Raw genomic sequence first — 19,956 nt, forward strand, 5'->3', positions numbered from 1 at the left:
ATCCTCTAACTTTCCTTTACTTCTTCACGGATCTTATCCGTCAATTTTGCACAGACTTCTTCAAGTGTTTGATTGTAAACCTGAGCTGCTGCTAGGTTAAAATGACCTCCGCCGCCCATTTCTTCCATAATACGCTGAACATTAACCTTGCTATGGCTCCTTGCAGAAGTAGCTACATACCCTCTGATATTTTGCGTCACCACAAAAACTGCTTCAATCCCTGCCATATCCAAAATCGTGTTGGCTGCCTTACTCGGAATAATTGTATCATACTCCTTAGTTTTATCAGCACAAGCGATAACAATATGTGGCTCAACTTTTTGTCCACGCAAAATTAGCTCATTGATCTGACGATAATCATCAAAATCTGTTGCCGAAATTTGCTGAATCTCCAAACTATCACTACCATGTGTCCGCAGATAGCTAGCCACATCAAAAGTCCGACTCGTCACGCGAGATGTAAAGTTTTTGGTATCTAGCATAATTCCTGCCATCAGCAAACTGGACTGTATGCGATTTAATTTATGGTGCTTATCATTTTGGAATTGGATCAACTCTGTCACCAACTCACTAGCAGAACTAGCTCCACTTTCGATATAAGTTAATGCAGCATTATTTGGAAAATCTGCATCTCGACGATGGTGGTCTACAACCACCACCTGTGTAAATTGCTCATAAAAATCCTTATCCAAGGTCAAACCAATTTTCGAATGGTCTACCATGATTAACAAGGACTGAAAGGTCACCATCTTCTTAGCTTCCTCAACGGTTATCAAATTAGAACAATTTTCATCCTTCAGTCTTTTTATCGCACGCTCAATATCTGGTGCCATCTCTGCAGGATTATATACAGTATAGGCATTATTCATAATATTTTGAGCAAAGTACTGCATTCCAACTGCTGAACCCAGCGCATCCATATCTAGGTTACGATGGCCCACCACAAATACAGCATCAACCGACTTGAGCTTATCTGACACCGCTGTCATCATAGCACGAGTTCGTGTACGAGTCCGTTTTACCGATGAGGCTGACCCACCACCAAAGAACAGTGGCTGCTTACTCTCATCATTTTCCTTTACAACAACCTGATCTCCACCACGAACCTCGGCTAAGTTGAGATTTTGAAGAGCAATTTGCCCAATTTGGTGATGATTTTCATTGCCATAAGCCAAACCCATACTCAAAGTTAAACCAAGATCCAACTTTTTAGCTTCTTCACGAAACGTATCAATAACAGAAAATTTATTCTCAATCAATTTCTCTAAAACAGCATAATCCGTAAAGAAATAGAAACGATCCATCGTCCCACGACGGTAGTAAATGCCATAATCATGACAGAAATCTGAAACATACTGGGCCAAAAACGAATTGACCTGACTGATCTGTGAATCCGTCACAGTATCTTCCAGCTCATCATAATTATCAACCGATATAATCCCGATAACCGGACGACTACCAATCAAACTATTGGTTGCTGAATATTCTGTAGAGGCATCAAAAAAGTAAAATAAGCCTTTCTCAAAATCAACAGATACAGCGTACCTCTTACCAGAAAAATTTGCATAAACTCGCTCATCATCCAGACCAACATTGATAATTTCACGTAATTTTTTCTGATCAAACTCACCATTTTCCTGAGCAAAAATCAACTCAGCAAAAGGATTGAACCACTCTACTTGATTGTTATCTGGTCGAACCTTAATAACTCCAACTGGCATCTTATCTAACAGTGCCATCAAGCCAGAATTAGCTTGGTTGTTTAGGTACTCAATCTGCTCTAATTCACTAAATTCATAGGAATGTTTTTGGTAAATAAACAACGTAGTCAGCAATAAAAGGCTCATAAACAACGCAAAAACTGCATAAAATCCCATTGGAAACATGCGATAAACAAGAGCTAATGCTCCAAATAAAATAATGCCTATCATGACAAAGTGAATTGTCGAAAATCGAAATCTTTTCATCACTAACCTCTGCTTGCCATTCTACCATAAATTCAGCTAAAAAGCTACTTCTCACACAATTTTAAAATAGTTGACATATAGATGAAATAGAGAGAAAAAACAGCCTTATTGACTGTCTTTTAACTTCTTCTTCGAAATGGAGCGACTACGCCCTTCAAGGTAGACCATAAGGATAGAAATATCCACTGGATTAACCCCTGAAATCCGACTGGCTTGCCCAATAGTTTCTGGAGAGATTAACTTGAATTTTTGACGCGCTTCTGTCGCAATGGAATCAATATCATCCCAATCAATATCAACCGGAATGCGTTTTTCCTCCATACGTTTCATCTTTTCAACCTGATCCATGGCTTTGGCAATGTATCCCTCATACTTGACCTCTGTCTCAATCAGTTCAATAGTCTTAGCATCCAGAACCTCTGCTGCAGGACCTATAAAGGCTACCACATCAGCATAAGTCACGTCTGGTCGACGCATGAACTCCTTGGCTGTCAATGCATCTGTCAACGGCTTAAAGCCCATGGCAACAACTTTTTCATTGATTTCTTTAATTGGCTTGAGTTTAATAGAATCCAAGCGTTTCATCTCATTATCAAACTTATTTTTGTGAATTTGAAATACTCGCCAACGATCATCGTCCACCAAACCTACTTGCCGACCGATTTCTGTCAAACGCATATCCGCATTGTCATGCCGCAAAATCAAACGATACTCAGCACGACTTGTCAAGAGACGGTAAGGTTCTACTGTTCCCTTGGTCACTAAATCGTCAATCATGACCCCTATATACCCATCGCTTCGTTTCAAGATGAGTTCTGGCTTACCTTGCACCTTTAGAGCAGCATTGATCCCTGCAATAATCCCCTGACCTGCCGCTTCTTCATAGCCTGATGTTCCATTGGTTTGCCCCGCTGTAAAGAGACCCGAAATTTTCTTAGTTTCAAGCGTTGCACGCAACTGGTGAGGCATAATCATATCGTACTCAATAGCATAACCTGTCCGCATCATTTGGGCATTTTCCAACCCTTTAATAGAGTGAATCAAGTCCTGTTGAACATCTTCTGGCAGACTAGTAGAAAGACCTTGCACATAGATTTCATCTGTATTACGGCCTTCTGGTTCTAAGAAAAGCTGATGACGATCCTTATCAGCAAAACGGACAATCTTGTCTTCAATGGATGGACAGTAACGCGGCCCGATTCCTTTGACAATCCCTGAAAACATAGGCGCCCGATGAAGGTTACTGTTAATAATCTCATGGCTTTTCTCATTGGTATAGGTCAACCAACAAGGGACTTGCTCTTGGAGGTAGTCGTCATCTTTGGACAAGAAAGAAAAGTGGTTTGGCTTTTCATCACCTGGTTGAATTTCAGTTTCTTCGTAATTAATACTCCGAGCATTGAGGCGTGGTGGCGTTCCTGTCTTGAAACGACCGATTTCCAACCCCAACTCTTTTAGATTATCTGCCAGTGTAATCGAGGCCAAACTATTATTTGGTCCTGACGAATATTTGAGATCTCCAATAATAATCTCACCACGCAGTGCCGTACCAGTTGTCACAACAATCGTCTTAGCAGAAAATAGCTGATTGGTCGCAGTCCGAACGCCAACTACCTTGCCATCTTCCACCAAAATCTCATCGATCATGGTTTGACGCAGAGTCAGATTATCCTGACGCTCCACTGTTCGTTTCATCTCTGCCGCATACTCAGCCTTATCTGCCTGAGCGCGTAAAGCTCGAACAGCCGGTCCCTTACCCATGTTGAGCATTTTCATTTGAATATAAGTCTTGTCAATATTCCGTCCCATCTCACCACCAAGAGCATCGATTTCACGTACCACAATTCCCTTGGCAGATCCACCAATAGATGGGTTACAAGGCATGAATGCCACCATATCCAGATTGATAGTCGCAAGCAGGGTCTTACATCCCATACGACTAGCTGCCAGACCTGCCTCTACACCAGCATGACCTGCTCCAATCACAATAACATCATAATTTTCAGCAAATGTGTAAGTCATGTTCTATTTTCTCCTTCACGTTCGTGATGTGTTTCATTTGTCCATTCCAATTTGGCAATTCCTTTGTCAGAAAGGCTGGTACCACATCTAAGTTTACAAGATTGTCAAGGTCAATCCATTCACACGTTTGTTTTAATTGGCCTTCAATCATCTTCTCAGGGATTTCTCCAATAGGCTCCACGATAAAATGAAACTCGATGTTGTGAAAGTCTATGCCTTCATGTGTAAATTGATTTTCGACAACAAAAGCCAGTCGATTGACACAGCTGTCAACTCCTAATTCTTCTTTGACTTCTCGAACAACCGCATCTGCTGCTACCTCATTGACCTCAACCGCACCGCCAATGGTATAATAACGCCCCTTAGAGTCTTTAGTGAGAAATATTTTCCCGTCTTTTATAAGCAATGCAGTGGCACGAACACCGAAAATCTGGTTGTCAACTTTGGTTCTGAAATCCATCTTCTCTCCCCAATCGCAAAAAATAGCCAAAACTCTCGAAAATTGCAGGACAAAAAAGCCTACAATTCCCATGAGCTTTGACCATCATGATAATTGTTACTCTTATTCTATCAAAAGATTTGTAGAATTTCAAATCTGGTGTTACGCTAACGTTTCAATATATTCTAAGCCCCAAGCCTCAACAGCATCCAGCACCGAACGAAATTTTTCGCCCATTTCAGTCAAGCTATACTCTACACGAGGGGGGACTTCTGCATAGATCGTGCGACTAATAATGCGATCCTCCTCCAATTGTCTAAGGTGCCTTGTTAACATGGTTTGGGTAATCCCTGGAATCAGTCGCTGTAGTTCATTGAAACGTTTCGTTCCTGTACTGAGTTGGTAGATAATCACCAATCCCCACTTACCAGTCAAGACTTTTTGTGTTGTTGCAAAAGGGCAAATACCATATTCACTAACTTTTTTCAAAAAAAATCTCCTTTATTTATCACAATAGTATCAATATTGATACCAACAAATGCAAAAGTACCTACTTGTATAATGGAATGCTTCAGCTATAATTGTACTATATCAAAAAAATTGGAGGACATCAAATGTCAACAAACTTGGAAATTTTTAATGCCTATAACAATGCTCTCATTGCTGGTGATTTTGCAGCTCTTTTTGAAACTATGGCTGACGACATTATCTGGCATCAACCCGGAAATCATTCAACATCTGGTGCTAAAATTGGTAAGGAAGTACTCGGAGCACATCTAGCAACTTTCGCCGAAAAAACAAATGGAACTTTCAAAGTAGTGACAAACTGGGTGTCAGATAATGATACTCTTGTTGCCGCTAACGTAACATTCCTCGGTACTCGAACAGATGGTGAAGAACTAAACATGAATGGTATCGATCTTTTCCGTATGGAAGATGGCAAAATCAAGGAAGTTTGGCTCTTCTCAGCCGACCAAAAAGCTGAAGATGCTTTCTGGGGATAAGATAAATAGCTTAGCACGAGGGTGCTAAGCTTTTATTTTTGATTAAATATACTGACAAGCCTCTCCGTCTTTATAGGCCATGTCAATCATGCCGCCACCGAGGCATTCCTGTCCGTCATAGAAAACAACGGCTTGTCCTGGTGTGATGGCCCGCTGTGGCTCTGCAAAGATGACTTCTGCCTTGTCACCTTTTACCTTGACAGTAACTTTACTATCTGGTTGACGGTAACGGAACTTGGCAGTACACTCCAAAGTAAACTCTTCAGGCATCTCATGTGTAAAGTGAATATGACTTGCTGTCAAGCTAGTTGACATAAGAGATTCATGATAGAATCCTTGGCCAACATAGAGAATGTTTTGAGATAGGTCTTTTCCAACAACAAACCAAGGTTCATTGCCTCCACCGACTTGGCCACCGATACCAAGCCCACCACGTTGCCCAATAGTATAGTACATAAGACCTGCATGCTCCCCCATATCACGTCCATCAACGGTCATCATTCGACCTGATCGAGCTGGTAGATACTGGCTGAGAAATTCTTTAAAGTTCTTTTCACCAATAAAGCAAATGCCTGTTGAGTCTTTCTTCTTAGCTGTCGCCAAACCTGCCCGCTCTGCTATCTCCCTTACCTCTGATTTTTGTAAATGGCCGAGCGGAAACATGGTCTTTTGCAGTTGTTCCTGTGACAGTTGACTGAGGAAGTATGTTTGGTCCTTACCATTGTCTGCGCCACGTAGCATATGAACAACTCCTTCTTCATCACGAACTACCTGAGCATAATGCCCTGTCGCTACATAATCTGCACCTAAAGTCATAGCGTAATCCAAGAAAGCCTTGAACTTAATTTCCTTGTTACACATAACATCTGGGTTAGGGGTGCGACCCGCCCGATACTCTGCTAAGAAGTATTCAAATACACGATCCCAATACTCTTTTTCAAAGTTGACAGAGTAGTAGGGAATACCGATTTGGTCTGCCACCGCAGCCACATCTTTATAATCTTCTGTTGCTGTACAGAAGCCATTTTCATCCGTATCATCCCAATTTTTCATGAAAATGCCGATAACATCGTAACCTTGCTCCTTGAGTAAAAGAGCCGTAACAGACGAATCAACACCACCACTCATACCAACGACGACACGAATATTTGAGTTATCACTCATAGTCTCTCTCCCATCAATTAAGATACTAGGGCATTAAACACCCGACAAAAATGAAAAGTGAAGATATCCAATTGGATGTCTTCAGTACCAAATCCTAATATTAGAAAATTTAGTTCATATACTGATAATCTAAAGGATTTTCTCTTTTTCTGAGGATATGGCCCAAGTTTCGTTTCAACTTAGACTTGAAGGGTCTAGTTTTTTGTCCAAAATACTGATACTCAATGAAAATCAATCAAACAGCTTCAACTTTACAAAAATAGTTGGAGATTGCAAATCAAATATAGTGAATATAATTCCGCAACTGCAAAACTGGATGGAACTCTACCTCTAATTTTTCAGATAAGTCCCGTGTAAAGCTTCGCATTCATCAAATCAACAAAATCTGAATTTGATTTTCAAAGGATGTAAAGATCCATTTTGAACAATCTGTATTATACCACATTGTCCGGTTATTTTGGAGCAATTTACTACCACGCTACCTGTGCGTAATATTTCCCAGTGCTTAAAAATTTGATATAATAGACAGAAGAAAAACATGAGGATGACTATGACAAATTTAAAATTTCAATCCGTCTTTGATATTATCGGCCCTGTTATGATCGGTCCCTCTTCCAGTCATACTGCTGGAGCCGTCCGCATCGGGAAAATTGTATCATCTATCTTTGGTGATGAACCAACAGAAGTCGAATTTCAACTTTATAATTCCTTTGCCAAAACCTACCGAGGACATGGCACAGATGTAGCCCTAGTAGCAGGTATTTTGGGTATGGATACAGATGATCCACGCATCCCTGACTCATTAGAGATTGCTCAGGAGCGCGGTATTAAAGTTTACTGGCGTGTCAATAAAGATAGTAATACACCTCATCCAAACACCACTCGTATTATCATTAAAAACGAAAAAAAATCAATCTCTGCAACAGGTGTTTCCATAGGCGGAGGAAACATTCAAGTAACTGAATTAAATGGTTTTTCTGTCAACCTAAATATGAATACTCCAACTATCATCATTGTTCATCAGGATGTACCAGGTATGATTGCAAAAGTAACGGATATACTGTCCAAATATGACATCAATATCGCTCAAATGAATGTAACCCGTGAAAAGGCTGGTGAAAAAGCTATTATGATTATTGAAGTTGACGCCCGTCAGTGTGAAAATTCTATCCTCGAAATTGAGAAAATTCCACACTTACACAATGTCACCTTCTTCAACTAGAAAGAGGAAATCGTGTTCCACACTATAGAAGAATTAGTTGCACAAACCAAACAATATTCTGGCAACGTTGCCGAACTTATGATTGCAACAGAGATTGAGTTGACAGGTCGAAGTCGTGAGGAAATCTTGACAATTATGTCAAGAAACTTGACAGTTATGAAGTCCTCTATCGTTGATGGCCTAACAGAAAGTAAATCAGTTTCAGGATTAACAGGCGGTGACGCAGCCAAGTTAGATCGATACATTGCCACTGGAAAAACACTGGCCGATCAAACAATCCTATCTGCAGCTCGCAATGCTATGGCTGTCAACGAGCTAAATGCCAAAATGGGCTTAGTTTGTGCTACTCCAACAGCAGGATCTGCAGGCTGCTTGCCTGCTGTCTTAGGAGTCGCCATAGAGAAATTAGACCTGACCGAAAAGGAACAGCTTGATTTTCTATTTACAGCAGGTGCTTTTGGCCTCGTTATCGCCAATAACGCTTCTATTTCTGGAGCAGAGGGAGGCTGTCAAGCTGAGGTTGGTTCTGCTGCTGCCATGTCTGCTGCTGCTCTAACCTTAGCAGCAGGGGGAACTCCATATCAAGCTAGTCAAGCCATCTGCTTCGTCATAAAAAATATGCTCGGCCTTATCTGTGATCCTGTTGCAGGTCTGGTAGAGGTTCCCTGTGTAAAACGCAATGCCATGGGAGCAAGCTATGCCCTAGTTGCAGCCGACATGGCACTTGCTGGCATCGAGTCTAAAATTCCAGTTGATGAGGTTATCAGTGCTATGTATCAAGTGGGAGCTGCCTTGCCAACCGCTTTCCGCGAAACTGCTGAAGGAGGTCTAGCTACTACTCCAACAGGACGCCGTCTGGCTCAAGAAATCTTTGGAGAAAGTTGACAAACTTGTCAAGATAGTGTAAAAAGGACCACACCGGTCCTTTTTTATATATAACTCCAAAATCATTGAAAAATGTCAAGACAAGTTGACACCTATCGTATGGATTATCACAGAATATCAATACCAGCCATTTGCCAACCAAAACTGGTAGGCAGCAGACCACGAACCATAGCGACTCGCAACATAAGCATCCGCTACACGTTCTTGGTTCTCAGGTGAGTAATCTCCATTCAAATAAGTATTTGTTAACTGATAACGACCAATATAGATACCATTTCGGGCATCGTAGCTACCACCAGATTCTTTTTGAGCAATCCATTCTTTAGCGGCTGCATCACTGAGACTCAAATTTGAAGTATATGAGTTAGCTGTTGTTGTAGCTGCTTTAGTAGTTGGGTAAGTAGTCGCTACTGTTCTAGTTTTTTTAGCAGATTTGTCCCCCACTTTCACAGTTACATCACCTAGCTCAATGATTTGACCGATATAGATAAGATCCGGATTACTAATCTTATTTTGGCTAACTAGTTTTTTAACAGTCGTATTATATGTTTCAGCAATTTCTGACAGAGTATCGCCAGATTGCACTGTATAAGTTTCTGCATTTACCACACTAGCAACCAAAAGGGATAGACCTGCTATCAACCCAGCAATAATTACTTTCAAATTTTGCCTAAATGTATTATTCATAATTATATATGTTCCTTTCTGTTACCTGTCTATCTTATCGTCTAACTATTACTTAAACTTTGTGAAAAGATTACAAATGTTACAGAAAAATTGAAATTAGACAATAAAAACGCTATTCCTAGCGCTTTTACCTAATTTTTTAATAGATAAAGTATTCCAGCCAAAATAAGCATAACCAAAATGGTCAAAGTATCAGGCAACTTCCAATCTAAAACACGGTATTTTGTTCGTCCATCTCCACCTTGATAACCACGTGCTTCCATAGCTGTTGCAAGAGCATCCGCTCTCTTAAAACTAGAGGCAAACAGAGGAATCAAAATTGGTATGACCGACTTAACCTTTTGAATGATATTTCCCTCATTGAAATCAACGCCACGCGCCCTTTGAGCATTCATGATACGCGTTGTGTCATCCATCAGGGTCGGTACAAATCGCAAGCTCATAGACAACATCAAACCAATCTCGTGTACAGGTACTTTAAAATACCTTAATGGAGCAAGACCAGATTCAATACCATCTGCTAAACTTAGCGGTGTCGTTGTAAGGGTCAATAGGGTTGAAAAGAAAATGATTAAAACAAAGCGTGCAAAAATAATTCCTGCTTGTTGTAGACCTTCTACTGTTACCTTAAAAATCCAAAATTCCCACAAAATCGTCGTTCCAGATGTAAAGAAAACCTGAAAAAAAGTTGTAAAAAGAATGATCCCAATCATAGGTTTAAGACCATTGATAAAGAAAGACAGACGAATACGGGATAGCAAGACCATCGCAAAAACAAATGCAAATAGCAAAGCATTCGTCACTAGATTACTTGCCCAGAAAACCATAAGAAGAAAACTAAACATAGCTAGCAACTTACTCCTTGGATCCAAGCGATGAATGATAGAATTTCCGGGAATGTAGCGACCTAAAATCAATTTATCCATGTGTCACCATCCTTGTAAATTCCTCAATCGTGATCGGTAAACGTTCAAACACAAAGCCCTTTCGCTCCAAATTAGCTGCAAATTTTGTGATTTTAGGAACTCCCAATTGAATAGTTTCCAAAAAATCAACCTCCTGAAAAATATCTACTGGTTTACCTGAACGAACCAACTTTCCTTTTTCCATGATATAAACAAAATCAGCATAGTTAGCCACATCATCCATCAAATGGGTCACTAAAACAATCGTCATGCCAGAAGCGTGAAGTTTCTTAAAAATCTCCATCAATTCTTGACGACCTGCTGGATCCAATCCCGCAGTCGGTTCATCCAAAACTAAAATGCTAGGTTCCATAGCTAACATCCCAGCAATGGCTACCCGGCGCATTTGCCCACCAGACAATTCAAATGGGCTACGCTCAAATAAGCCTTCATCAATCCCTACCAGAGCCAGCTTCTCACGCGCAATATTCTCTGCCTCTTCCTGAGAAACCCCGAAATTTTGTGGACCAAAGGCAACATCTTTCAATACCGTTTCATCAAAAACTTGGCTCTCTGGAAATTGGAAAACCAGACCAACCTTTTTTCTGACCTGTTTGATGTCTTTATTTTCAGATGTTGCGGTAATGATTGTCTCATCAATAACCACCCTACCTTCTGTCGGTACATTTAATCCATTTAGGAGTTGTAAAATCGTTGATTTCCCCGATCCTGTATGACCGATAAGGGCAGTATATGACCCATCAACAATCTCCAAATCAACACCAAAAAGTGCACGCCCTTCAAAGGGGGTACCAGCCTGATAGATATAGCTTACTTCTTGGAGATGAATTCCCATAACGTTTCCTCTAAATCTTCCTCTGTAAAATAGCGGTGTGGCAAATCAAGCCCTGCCTGACGCAAAGATTCGACCAGTTCCGTCGTAAAAGGCTGATCTAAGTCCAATTCCGCCAAATCATTGCGCATAAATAATTCATTCGGCGTGCTAACTGACTCGATCTGGCCATTTTTCATCACAATAACCCTATCACTAAGAGCAACTTCATCTAAATCATGTGTAATCGAAATAACTGTCATGCCATGCTGATTTTTGATACTTTGAACAATCTTAATCAAATCCAGACGGCCTTCAGGATCCAGCATTGAAGTAGCCTCGTCCAAAATAATAATTTTAGGACGCAGAGCCACCACGCCTGCAATAGCTACCCGTTGCTTTTGACCACCAGATAAACGAGCAGGTTCACGTGTTTTAAAATCAGCCATCCCAACCAATTCCAAAGCTTCAGCAACTCGCAATCGCATCTCTTCCAAAGCAATTCCTTGATTTTCCAAACCGAAAGCAACATCATCTTCAACTGTTGCACCAACAAATTGATTATCTGGATTTTGAAAAACCATTCCAATCAGGTGACGCTTTTCCCAGATATTATCAGCGGTTAATTGATCACCTGCAATATAAATATCACCTGATTCAGCTTCCAACAAACCATCAATTAGGCGAACAGTTGTTGACTTACCAGAACCATTATGACCAATAATGGACAACCACTCTCCCTGTTTCACGTGAAACGAAACATCATTCAGTGTATATGTTTCATCCTCTTGGTCGTACTTGTATTTGAGATTTTTTACTTCTATAATATGTTTCATCATTTAAAGGTATCTTTGAATAAATAAGAAGCACCCTTGAAATAATCATAACCTGAATAAAGGGTGAAGAAAAGGGCAACATACAGCATAAACTGTCCAATAATCTGCCAATGCAAGAGCAAGAAAATTATCGCAAACATCTGCGAAAATGTTTTGATTTTTCCTGGCATAGCTGCAGCTAAAACCGTCCCACCATTTTCAACCAAGAGCAGTCGAAGACCTGTCACCGCCAATTCGCGACAGATAATAATAGCAACCACCCAGGCTGGAGCAAAACCTAGCCCTACTAACATAATAAAAGCCGCCATCACCAAAAGCTTATCCGCTAACGGATCTGCAAATTTACCAAAGTTGGTGACAACCTGCCATTTACGTGCCAAATAACCATCCAAATAATCTGTGATGCTCGCCATAGCAAAAAGGATAGCTGCAGCCATATGGCTAATTGCTGTATTCCATACAGTCAGAAAAAGGATAAAAATAGGAATAACTAAAATCCGTCCTACTGTCAAAGCGTTCGGAATATTTTCTTTTTTCATTCTAATACCTTTATTCTTGTTTAAAATTGAAAGTGATTGTTCCTGTATCACTTGTAAGGGCTGACATATCTATCTTTTGTCCTCCTACAGTTACCTCAGTGCCCTTGACAACTCCCAATACAAGATTGGCAGATGCCACCCCTTTTTCAATCTTTGTAGTTACTGTTGGATTGTCAGGCGATAGGACTACTCCCTCAGCCAGCGGTGTACCAGATAGACTAATCCAGCTTGTTGTATTCTTAACCGACACAACAATCTCTAACGGATAGGTGACATTTGTAATGGTCGCTACAATGTGTGCTCCTGACCCTGAAATAGCTATATTTCCCATAGAGGAACTACTTGAAACTGTTGAGCTAGAAGATGTAGACTCAGCCATACTCTTCTCAGAATCAGTACTAGTCTTTGAAATAGCTTGCCCAACCACGCTATAAGATGTCGTTTGAAGGGTAGGATTGGCTTGATTTTGAAGCCGGCTATATACAATATAGGTCACAAAAATGATAATCAAACTAGTCGCAAGCAATAAATATATCAAAGGAAGGTAAGATTTTTTCTTACGTTTGCGATCCTTGTAACTCCTTCTCAACTCCGAAGAACAAATTTCCTCTTCCCCGTATTCATAGTACTTTACTAAGCTGTTGGTTTCATAAGCTTCTAGTAAGACATCCGCATCTAAATCCAGTGCCTCAGCATATGCTATTAAAATAGAAGTAACATCATCCTCATTTGCAATATAGTCAAAATCATTATATTCGAGTGCTTGTAAGTATTTTGCTTGGATTTTTGTCATTCGTTGCAAATCAACCAATGTCCAATCTCTGACTTCTCGTGCAGTTCTGAGCACTTCTCCTATACTCTTTTGTCTCATAAAACCCCCTCCTATCGTCCATCGTATACAATATACCATTTTAACAAAATTCTAGGAAAATTTCGACGGGTTAAATTTGTTTATTTTGGAAAAATAGTAAAATCTGTCATATCACAGTGACGAATAAAGCGTCGACCAGCTTCTTTTATATCGTCCAACTGGATGGTATGTATCAACTGAGGCAGATCAAAAATATCTTCATATTCCGAATACTGAGAAACAAAATAATTAGCAGTAAATTCTAAAGAATTTAAACCACGAATAAAATCACCATACATTTCATTTTTCAGCAATCGTAGATGATCCTCTGTCACATCCTCATCATCTTCAAAATTCCGGATAGCCTTCATTAACAGGCTAGAGAGCGTAATAGGCTCCTGTGTATCACTTGAGATAATGAAGTAGTGATAATCAGGTGTTACCTCCAACTGAAACTGGAAGGACGAATCAATTTTTCCCGCCTCATAAAGTTGCTGATAACGCTTTGAGGTCCATCCAAACAACATAGTAAACAAAAGCTGCAAACTCAATCGGTATTTCTGAATAGTTTTTATGTCCAACTCATCATTTCCTCTCAACCCCACAGCCAGTTTTGGCATTATCACCTCGAAGTGTTCTATGTTGTGCTGACGGACTGGTAATTTCTGAATAGACACCTTCTCAAAGCCTAAACCTTGTTCATCCATCTGCGCTGCTTGATAGCTGGAAATTTGTTTCCAAACCTGATCGACATCAAAATTTCCAATAACAAATAAATTCATATTGCTTGGATGATAAAATATTTCAAAATTTTCATATAAATCAGCCACAGTAATCGCAGCGATTGAATCAGTCGTTCCAGCTATATCATGCGCCAAAGGTGTATCTGGATAGAGTGAAGCTAGCATCCCCGTGAACAAACGATACTCCACATCATCCCGATACATTTCAATTTCTTGCTCAATAATTCCTTGTTCTCTTTCCACGTTCTCCTCCGTAAAATATGGCTCTCGAACGAAGGATTGTAGAAGTGATAGAGAAGCTAGCACCTCTTGAGTCGTAGAAAATAGAAAGCTAGTTTGTCTAAAACTAGTATAGGCATTAGCACTCGCTCCCAATTTAGCAAATGCATTCATGACATCTTCTTCACTCTCTGTTTCAAAAAGCTTATGTTCCAGAAAATGTGCAATGCCTGCTGGATATTGGACACTATCACCACTAACCAATTGAATCTGTGTATGCAAGGCTCCAAAATTTGCAGTTAGAATACCATAGGTCTCATGAAAGTCTGTTTTTGGTAATAGTGCAACTGTCAATCCATTGTCAAGTCTCGCATGATAGACCGCCTCTTTCATATACGGATATATTTTTTTTATCAGTCTCATTCCCCGGTTCCCTCCATGAAGTAAACAGCCTGTAAATTAACCATTTGTCCCACACGAATAACATCATCTATTGACACAGACTTTATAGCCTCTATCCATTCTGACCAATTTAAACCTCTATTTTCCAAACTCACTTCATTATAAAGTTGTTCGATTAGATTATTTTGTCCATCTTGAGCTAAGGTCGCAGAATAAATCAACATATTCTTCGTCAATGCTAATTCCTCTTCTGTAAACTTACCACATTTTAAATCAAGTAATTGCTTGCTAATCAATTTCATTGCTCTAAGTCTGTCACCACGATTGATTCCTGCATAGACCTTCATCAAACCTGAGAAAATCATGAGCTGACTACCGATTGTGTAAGCCAAACTTTCCTTCTCACGAACATTCATAAATAGCTTTGAATGGGAAAATCCCCCAAACAAACCATTAAACACTACTAACGCCGGAAAGTTGACATCATTGTAAACGACCGGTAAATGATAAGCCAATTCTAAAATAGACTGCCTTGCCTGTTTCCGTTCAATTTTTTCTCGAGTGATGTTAGAGTACTCTTGATGGTATTCTAACTCTAATTTTGGATTCCTATAATTAAAACCAAATTTTTCCAATCTTTCTTGGACTAATTGTTGATCAACTTGACCTAAAACAAAAATATCAATTTTATCCATTCGCAACATATTGCGATAAATCTTGAAGGTTGACTCAGGCGTTTCTTTTTCTACCAAATCAATACGCCCCACTTTTGAAATCTGAAGAGCCGGATCTTTGTAAAAAAGCTTGCTAATCTCAACATCTGCATGATAAAAATTATCTTCTATCTCTGCTTCAAGGAGACTGATGAGATTCCTTTTTTCAACATCAAAAACTTTCTCATCAAAGCCATTTCCTTTTTGAAGAGGTTTAAATAAACAAGAATACAAAAAATCAAGAATACCGGATGTAATATCTTCATTATCCGGTAAATAGTTCGGGTTAACATAGGAAATCGTCAGATCCACACAATGAACTCGGCCACGCTTAGCAACAGACGTTGAAAAATGCGCCCCATACAACTCAGCTAATCGGCTACGGAGAGACCGTGAAGTTTGGAAGTCTTGATTCCCCATCTCGAGAATATTAGCAACCAAGACTCTCCCCGCAACTGTTGCCTCATTCATTTCAGCTGCAAAACGCAGACGGATGCGATTCGTTGTAAACTGATCTGTCTCAATAAAATGCAGGTTTACTCCTTCTTGTAGTTTCATCATCTTCCTCTTTCAAACATTGTACCTTCCATTATACCATTTTGTGATATAATATTCTGTAACGAGGTGACTTATGAACTTTAAATTGTTTGATGACTATATTACTTTACAATCTTTATTAAAAACAACTGGGATTCTTCATTCTGGTGGGGCCATTAAAAGATTCTTAGAAGAAAACACTGTCCTCTTTAATGGCGAAGAAGAAAAAAGACGGGGTAAAAAAATTCGTCTAGGAGATACTATTTCTTTACCAGATCACGGAATTGTCATCACCGTCGTCTCTCCTAGCTTGGAAGAAAGAAAACAGCATGAAGAAGAACAGGCCGAAAAAGAGCGAGTAGCTGCCATTGTCAAAAAGTTGAATCAAGATAATAAAAAACTCAAGAAACAGACAAAGCCTTCTAAGAATACATCCAAAAAAACTGAAAGAAAGCCTGTCCGCTTCCCAGGAATGTAACCATGTGGCTAGAAACATTACAACTAAAACACTTTCGCAACTATAATCAACTAGATATTGAGTTTCATCAAGGACTCAATATCTTTTTAGGGGAGAATGCCCAGGGAAAAACTAATATTATAGAGTCCATATATTTTTTAGCCCTAACACGCAGCCATCGCACTCGGACGGACAAGGATTTATTACAATTTCAAGAAAAAGAGTTATCAATTCATGGTTTACTCCATCGCACAAGTGGTAATATCCCACTTGACATCAACTTGACAGAAAAAGGGCGAGTAACAAAGATTAACCATCTCAAACAAGCTAAACTCTCTAATTACATTGGACAAATGAATGTCGTCTTATTTGCCCCTGAAGATTTGCAGTTAATTAAGGGAGCTCCTGCACTGAGACGAAAATTTATTGATGTTGAACTAGGACAAATTAAGCCTCTCTACCTCTCTGACTTATCCAATTATCATCACGTTCTAAAGCAGAGAAATTCCTATCTGAAGGCGGCAGAAAAAATTGATATGGATTTTCTCAGTGTTTTAGACCACCAATTAGCTGATTACGGCAGTAGAGTAATTCAGCATCGCTTAGACTTTCTCAAAAAACTAGAAAAATTTGGTAACGAGAAAGTTAGAGACATTTCTAATCATAAAGAAAAATTAACGATTGATTACCAGTCGTCAATCTCTTTTACAGAACCTGTCAATCTAGTTGATAAATTCTTGACAGAGTTAGAAAAAAGTCGTAAACGTGACTTGTTCAAAAAAAATACCGGAGTTGGACCTCATCGTGACGATATAGCTTTTTTTATAAATGACATGAACGCTCATTATGGAAGTCAAGGGCAGCATCGCAGTTTAGTTCTCTCACTCAAGCTTGCTGAAATCGAACTAATGAGAGAAGTTACCAAAGAATATCCTATCCTCCTTCTAGATGACGTTATGAGCGAGTTAGACAACAGTCGACAACTCAAACTGCTTGAAACCATTACCGATACCATTCAAACATTTATCACAACAACATCTCTGGATCATCTGCAACAGCTCCCAGATAGTTTAAAGATCTTCCGTGTCAACAACGGAAAAATAGTAGAAAACATGTAAACAAACTTTACAAGATTGTCAATCGATATGTATCAACTATTTTTCTACTATGTATGTGCTAAGAGCATATAAAAATAGAATCCTTAGAAACATCAATATTCCGATGTTCTAGGGATTCTATTTAATTTATTCTTAAACCAAGACCACACTTAACCGCGTCATTACCTTTTAATCTTCAATTTCTTCAGAAATATTTTTGATAATATCAGCATCTGCAACGAAACTAGGATCCATGTGAACTAAAAACTTCCAAGTACTATTTCTTTCTTTTTTGTACAGGATCGCCTCTCCGTCTTCAGAACCAAGGAAAGCCCTATCAACTAGATAACCTTGCTCTTCTAAAAAAGCCTTTACAAGACCATAATTTCCCTCTCTTTTCGATATATAGTCAAATACCTCTTCATTATTGATAGAATATGCATCTACCCTTGTACTTCCACCTATAGTCCCTTTTCCATTCTCTGATAAATTAGTTGATTCATCCCATATTATGCTGACATTTTCATTCTCCAAAAACATAAACCTTGTCATAGGAACAATATGACCATTATAATGTAATTCCAAATATTCCGGCAAAAATGCAGGATTAAAACATTCATTTATAAATTCCGAGTGTTCGTCTAATACATATCCCGGTATTTGTCTTACAAACTCTCTGCCTTGATGTATATTTTCAAACAATCCAACTTTTATTTCCCTATCTGATTGTAAAAATACTAATAAGTACATGCTTTCTTCTCCTACATAAAAATACAATCTTATAACCAACATTGACGCTTTTATTATATCATGAAAGAATATCCGTAAACCAAAAAGAGTCTTAGACTACCATCTTAGACTCTTTTGATATTATTGTACTGAATAGTTTGGAGCTTCATTGGTAATTTGAACATCATGTGGGTGGCTTTCCTTCAGACCAGCACCTGACATTTCGATAAACTGAGCATTTTCGTGCAATTCGGCTAGATTTCCAGCTCCAACATACCCCATACCTGATCGGAGACCACCAACCATTTGAAAAATCATATCAGCAACTGATCCCTTATAGGCAACACGCCCCTCAATTCCTTCTGGAACGAGCTTGTTAGCTTCGTTGACCGAAGCTTGGAAATAGCGATCTTTTGAGCCTTGTTTCATAGCTGCTATTGAACCCATACCACGATAGGTCTTAAATTTACGACCTTGGAAAATTTCTGTTTCACCTGGTGCTTCATCCGTTCCAGCAAACATAGAACCAAGCATAACAGCATGTCCCCCCGCAGCAAGCGCTTTGACAATATCGCCAGAATATTTGATACCACCGTCTGCAATAATAGTCTTACCATATTCACGCGCAACACCAGCCGCATCATATATTGCTGTAATCTGCGGAACACCAACACCAGCGATGACGCGAGTCGTACAAATAGAACCTGGACCGATACCTACCTTGACAACATCAACACCTGCTTCATAAAGAGCACGTGCACCCTCTGCGGTAGCAATATTTCCTGCGATTAAAGTACGGTCTGGGAAATGGTCACGAATTTCTTTAATCTTACGGAGCACACCGGCTGAATGACCATGAGCTGTATCAATAACAATAGCATCTGCACCAGCTTCAAAAAGAGCCTCTGCACGTTCAAAAGTATCTGAAGTAACTCCAACTGCCCCCGCAACCAGAAGACGACCAAATTCATCTTTGGCAGCATGAGGAAACTCAATCACTTTTTCAATATCCTTTATGGTAATCAAACCAGATAGACGACCATTTTCGTCAACCAACGGTAACTTTTCAATACGATGCTTGTGCAAAATAGCTTCAGCGGTAGCAAGATCGGTGCCAACCGGAGCTGTTACCAACTCAGCACTAGTCATATTTGTCGAAATTGGCTGAGAATAATCAGAAATAAAACGCATGTCACGGTTAGTGATGATACCTACCAACTTACGATTTTCCATTGTTTCTACAATTGGTACACCAGAAATACGGTAAGTTGCCATCAATTTTTCAGCCTCAGCGATTGTATGTTCAGGAGTTAGAAAGAAAGGATCAATAATAACACCGTTCTCAGAACGTTTTACCTTGCGAATTTCATCTGCTTGCTCTGCGATAGACATATTTTTATGGATGACTCCCAGACCACCTGCACGAGCCATAGCAATAGCCATCTTACTATCTGTCACAGTATCCATAGCTGCTGAAATAATCGGAAGATTGAGCGTCAAATTTGATGCCAATTGCGTTTTCAAATCAATATCATGCGGTAAAACATGACTCTCTGCCGGAATAAGCAGTACATCATCAAAAGTAAAACCTTTTTTCAAAAATTTAGTGTCCCAGTTTGACATTTTCTTCCTCTTTTCCTTTTTAATTATAGCGATATTGCTATTTGCATTTTATTTATGATAACATTTTGAAATCATTTGTCAAAC

The 19,956-nt window shown here is 39.4% G+C and carries 20 protein-coding genes; 5 read left to right on the plus strand and 15 right to left on the minus strand.

All coding sequences use genetic code 11. The features are described 5' to 3' along the window. Positions 1-5: 5 nt before the first annotated feature. The 4 genes from SR187_RS09680 to SR187_RS09695 all read right to left on the minus strand — a co-directional run bounded on the left by SR187_RS09680 (position 6) and on the right by SR187_RS09695 (position 4,917). Positions 6-1,967, minus strand: a complete 1,962-nt coding sequence (locus SR187_RS09680) for a DHH family phosphoesterase (RefSeq protein ID WP_120172427.1) — start codon at positions 1,965-1,967, stop codon at positions 6-8. Positions 1,968-2,072: 105 nt separating this feature from the next. Continuing rightward, positions 2,073-3,989 carry a tRNA uridine-5-carboxymethylaminomethyl(34) synthesis enzyme MnmG gene (mnmG, locus tag SR187_RS09685; protein WP_120172428.1) on the minus strand — a complete coding sequence of 639 codons (1,917 nt, stop codon included), beginning with the start codon at positions 3,987-3,989 and terminating at the stop codon, positions 2,073-2,075. Beyond that, positions 3,970-4,449 carry an NUDIX hydrolase gene (locus SR187_RS09690; protein ID WP_120172506.1) on the minus strand — a complete coding sequence of 160 codons (480 nt, stop codon included), beginning with the start codon at positions 4,447-4,449 and terminating at the stop codon, positions 3,970-3,972. Before SR187_RS09690 ends, mnmG begins: the two co-directional genes overlap by 20 nt. Positions 4,450-4,590: 141 nt before the next feature. After that, complete coding sequence (locus SR187_RS09695) at positions 4,591-4,917, minus strand: winged helix-turn-helix transcriptional regulator (protein ID WP_105144116.1); 327 nt, start codon at positions 4,915-4,917, stop codon at positions 4,591-4,593. A 125-nt stretch (positions 4,918-5,042) separates the two neighbouring features. Here SR187_RS09695 and SR187_RS09700 point away from each other — a divergent pair, with 125 nt between their 5' ends. Further along, positions 5,043-5,432 carry a nuclear transport factor 2 family protein gene (locus SR187_RS09700; protein ID WP_002941856.1) on the plus strand — a complete coding sequence of 130 codons (390 nt, stop codon included), beginning with the start codon at positions 5,043-5,045 and terminating at the stop codon, positions 5,430-5,432. Between the two features lie 42 nt (positions 5,433-5,474). Here SR187_RS09700 and mnmA read toward each other — a convergent pair whose 3' ends face one another. Further along, positions 5,475-6,596, minus strand: coding sequence for a tRNA 2-thiouridine(34) synthase MnmA (gene mnmA, locus SR187_RS09705; RefSeq protein WP_120172429.1), 1,122 nt, complete (start codon positions 6,594-6,596; stop codon positions 5,475-5,477). Between the two features lie 550 nt (positions 6,597-7,146). Here mnmA and sdaAB point away from each other — a divergent pair. Together sdaAB and sdaAA are read left to right on the plus strand one after the other, a co-directional pair. Then, on the plus strand, positions 7,147-7,818 hold the full coding sequence (gene sdaAB, locus SR187_RS09710) for an L-serine ammonia-lyase, iron-sulfur-dependent subunit beta (protein ID WP_024531493.1): 672 nt from the start codon (positions 7,147-7,149) through the stop codon (positions 7,816-7,818). 12 nt (positions 7,819-7,830) lie between these two features. Further along, positions 7,831-8,703 carry an L-serine ammonia-lyase, iron-sulfur-dependent, subunit alpha gene (gene sdaAA, locus SR187_RS09715; protein ID WP_024531492.1) on the plus strand — a complete coding sequence of 291 codons (873 nt, stop codon included), beginning with the start codon at positions 7,831-7,833 and terminating at the stop codon, positions 8,701-8,703. Between the two features lie 117 nt (positions 8,704-8,820). Here the strand turns inward: sdaAA and apf are convergent, their stop codons facing one another. The 8 genes from apf to yfmF form a co-directional block, all read right to left on the minus strand. Beyond that, positions 8,821-9,390, minus strand: a complete 570-nt coding sequence (apf, locus tag SR187_RS09720) for an aggregation-promoting factor (protein ID WP_120172430.1) — start codon at positions 9,388-9,390, stop codon at positions 8,821-8,823. A 131-nt stretch (positions 9,391-9,521) separates the two neighbouring features. Then, positions 9,522-10,316, minus strand: a complete 795-nt coding sequence (locus tag SR187_RS09725; protein WP_120172431.1) for an energy-coupling factor transporter transmembrane component T family protein — start codon at positions 10,314-10,316, stop codon at positions 9,522-9,524. Then, positions 10,309-11,151, minus strand: a complete 843-nt coding sequence (locus SR187_RS09730) for an energy-coupling factor transporter ATPase (RefSeq protein ID WP_024531489.1) — start codon at positions 11,149-11,151, stop codon at positions 10,309-10,311. The genes SR187_RS09725 and SR187_RS09730 overlap by 8 nt, the downstream gene beginning before the upstream one ends. After that, on the minus strand, positions 11,127-11,963 hold the full coding sequence (locus SR187_RS09735) for an energy-coupling factor ABC transporter ATP-binding protein (protein WP_024531488.1): 837 nt from the start codon (positions 11,961-11,963) through the stop codon (positions 11,127-11,129). The genes SR187_RS09730 and SR187_RS09735 overlap by 25 nt, the downstream gene beginning before the upstream one ends. Further along, entirely contained in the window at positions 11,963-12,502 is a 540-nt protein-coding gene (gene pgsA, locus SR187_RS09740) for a CDP-diacylglycerol--glycerol-3-phosphate 3-phosphatidyltransferase (protein WP_024531487.1), read from the minus strand. Before pgsA ends, SR187_RS09735 begins: the two co-directional genes overlap by 1 nt. Positions 12,503-12,512: 10 nt before the next feature. After that, positions 12,513-13,373, minus strand: a complete 861-nt coding sequence (gene rodZ / locus SR187_RS09745) for a cytoskeleton protein RodZ (RefSeq protein WP_120172432.1) — start codon at positions 13,371-13,373, stop codon at positions 12,513-12,515. 80 nt (positions 13,374-13,453) lie between these two features. Continuing rightward, the gene (gene yfmH, locus SR187_RS09750) at positions 13,454-14,737 is read right to left on the minus strand and encodes an EF-P 5-aminopentanol modification-associated protein YfmH (RefSeq protein ID WP_024531485.1); all 1,284 of its coding nucleotides are present in this window, start codon (positions 14,735-14,737) and stop codon (positions 13,454-13,456) included. Then, positions 14,734-15,987: an EF-P 5-aminopentanol modification-associated protein YfmF gene (yfmF, locus tag SR187_RS09755; RefSeq protein WP_120172433.1), complete on the minus strand. Its 1,254-nt coding sequence runs from the start codon at positions 15,985-15,987 to the stop codon at positions 14,734-14,736. The genes yfmH and yfmF overlap by 4 nt, the downstream gene beginning before the upstream one ends. Before the next feature lie 73 nt (positions 15,988-16,060). On the opposite strand from yfmF, the gene yaaA reads away from it, so the two are divergent. Together yaaA and recF are read left to right on the plus strand one after the other, a co-directional pair. After that, positions 16,061-16,444, plus strand: a complete 384-nt coding sequence (yaaA, locus tag SR187_RS09760) for a S4 domain-containing protein YaaA (RefSeq protein ID WP_120172434.1) — start codon at positions 16,061-16,063, stop codon at positions 16,442-16,444. A 2-nt stretch (positions 16,445-16,446) separates the two neighbouring features. Further along, a complete protein-coding gene (gene recF, locus SR187_RS09765; RefSeq protein WP_120172435.1) occupies positions 16,447-17,541 on the plus strand; it encodes a DNA replication/repair protein RecF in 1,095 nt (364 codons plus the stop codon). A gap of 168 nt (positions 17,542-17,709) precedes the next feature. Here recF and SR187_RS09770 read toward each other — a convergent pair whose 3' ends face one another. After that, entirely contained in the window at positions 17,710-18,270 is a 561-nt protein-coding gene (locus SR187_RS09770) for a hypothetical protein (RefSeq protein ID WP_120172436.1), read from the minus strand. A 120-nt stretch (positions 18,271-18,390) separates the two neighbouring features. Beyond that, on the minus strand, positions 18,391-19,872 hold the full coding sequence (gene guaB, locus SR187_RS09775) for an IMP dehydrogenase (RefSeq protein ID WP_120172437.1): 1,482 nt from the start codon (positions 19,870-19,872) through the stop codon (positions 18,391-18,393). Between the last annotated feature and the right edge of the window lie 84 nt (positions 19,873-19,956).

Origin of the sequence: Streptococcus ruminantium (assembly GCF_003609975.1) — a bacterium.
GTDB classification, from domain to species: Bacteria; Bacillota; Bacilli; order Lactobacillales; family Streptococcaceae; genus Streptococcus; species Streptococcus ruminantium.

Excerpts from the sequence above, each read along its gene's own strand:
- SR187_RS09680 (WP_120172427.1), bottom strand. The coding sequence starts at position 1,967 with ATGAAAAGATTTCGATTTTCGACAATTCACTTTGTCATGATAGGCATT.
- mnmG (WP_120172428.1), bottom strand. The coding sequence starts at position 3,989 with ATGACTTACACATTTGCTGAAAATTATGATGTTATTGTGATTGGAGCA.
- SR187_RS09690 (WP_120172506.1), bottom strand. The coding sequence starts at position 4,449 with ATGGATTTCAGAACCAAAGTTGACAACCAGATTTTCGGTGTTCGTGCC.
- SR187_RS09700 (WP_002941856.1), top strand. The coding sequence starts at position 5,043 with ATGTCAACAAACTTGGAAATTTTTAATGCCTATAACAATGCTCTCATT.
- mnmA (WP_120172429.1), bottom strand. The coding sequence starts at position 6,596 with ATGAGTGATAACTCAAATATTCGTGTCGTCGTTGGTATGAGTGGTGGT.
- sdaAB (WP_024531493.1), top strand. The coding sequence starts at position 7,147 with ATGACAAATTTAAAATTTCAATCCGTCTTTGATATTATCGGCCCTGTT.
- apf (WP_120172430.1), bottom strand. The coding sequence starts at position 9,390 with ATGAATAATACATTTAGGCAAAATTTGAAAGTAATTATTGCTGGGTTG.
- SR187_RS09725 (WP_120172431.1), bottom strand. The coding sequence starts at position 10,316 with ATGGATAAATTGATTTTAGGTCGCTACATTCCCGGAAATTCTATCATT.
- SR187_RS09730 (WP_024531489.1), bottom strand. The coding sequence starts at position 11,151 with ATGGGAATTCATCTCCAAGAAGTAAGCTATATCTATCAGGCTGGTACC.
- SR187_RS09735 (WP_024531488.1), bottom strand. The coding sequence starts at position 11,963 with ATGAAACATATTATAGAAGTAAAAAATCTCAAATACAAGTACGACCAA.
- pgsA (WP_024531487.1), bottom strand. The coding sequence starts at position 12,502 with ATGAAAAAAGAAAATATTCCGAACGCTTTGACAGTAGGACGGATTTTA.
- rodZ (WP_120172432.1), bottom strand. The coding sequence starts at position 13,373 with ATGAGACAAAAGAGTATAGGAGAAGTGCTCAGAACTGCACGAGAAGTC.
- yfmH (WP_024531485.1), bottom strand. The coding sequence starts at position 14,737 with ATGAGACTGATAAAAAAAATATATCCGTATATGAAAGAGGCGGTCTAT.
- yfmF (WP_120172433.1), bottom strand. The coding sequence starts at position 15,987 with ATGAAACTACAAGAAGGAGTAAACCTGCATTTTATTGAGACAGATCAG.
- yaaA (WP_120172434.1), top strand. The coding sequence starts at position 16,061 with ATGAACTTTAAATTGTTTGATGACTATATTACTTTACAATCTTTATTA.
- recF (WP_120172435.1), top strand. The coding sequence starts at position 16,447 with ATGTGGCTAGAAACATTACAACTAAAACACTTTCGCAACTATAATCAA.
- SR187_RS09770 (WP_120172436.1), bottom strand. The coding sequence starts at position 18,270 with ATGTACTTATTAGTATTTTTACAATCAGATAGGGAAATAAAAGTTGGA.
- guaB (WP_120172437.1), bottom strand. The coding sequence starts at position 19,872 with ATGTCAAACTGGGACACTAAATTTTTGAAAAAAGGTTTTACTTTTGAT.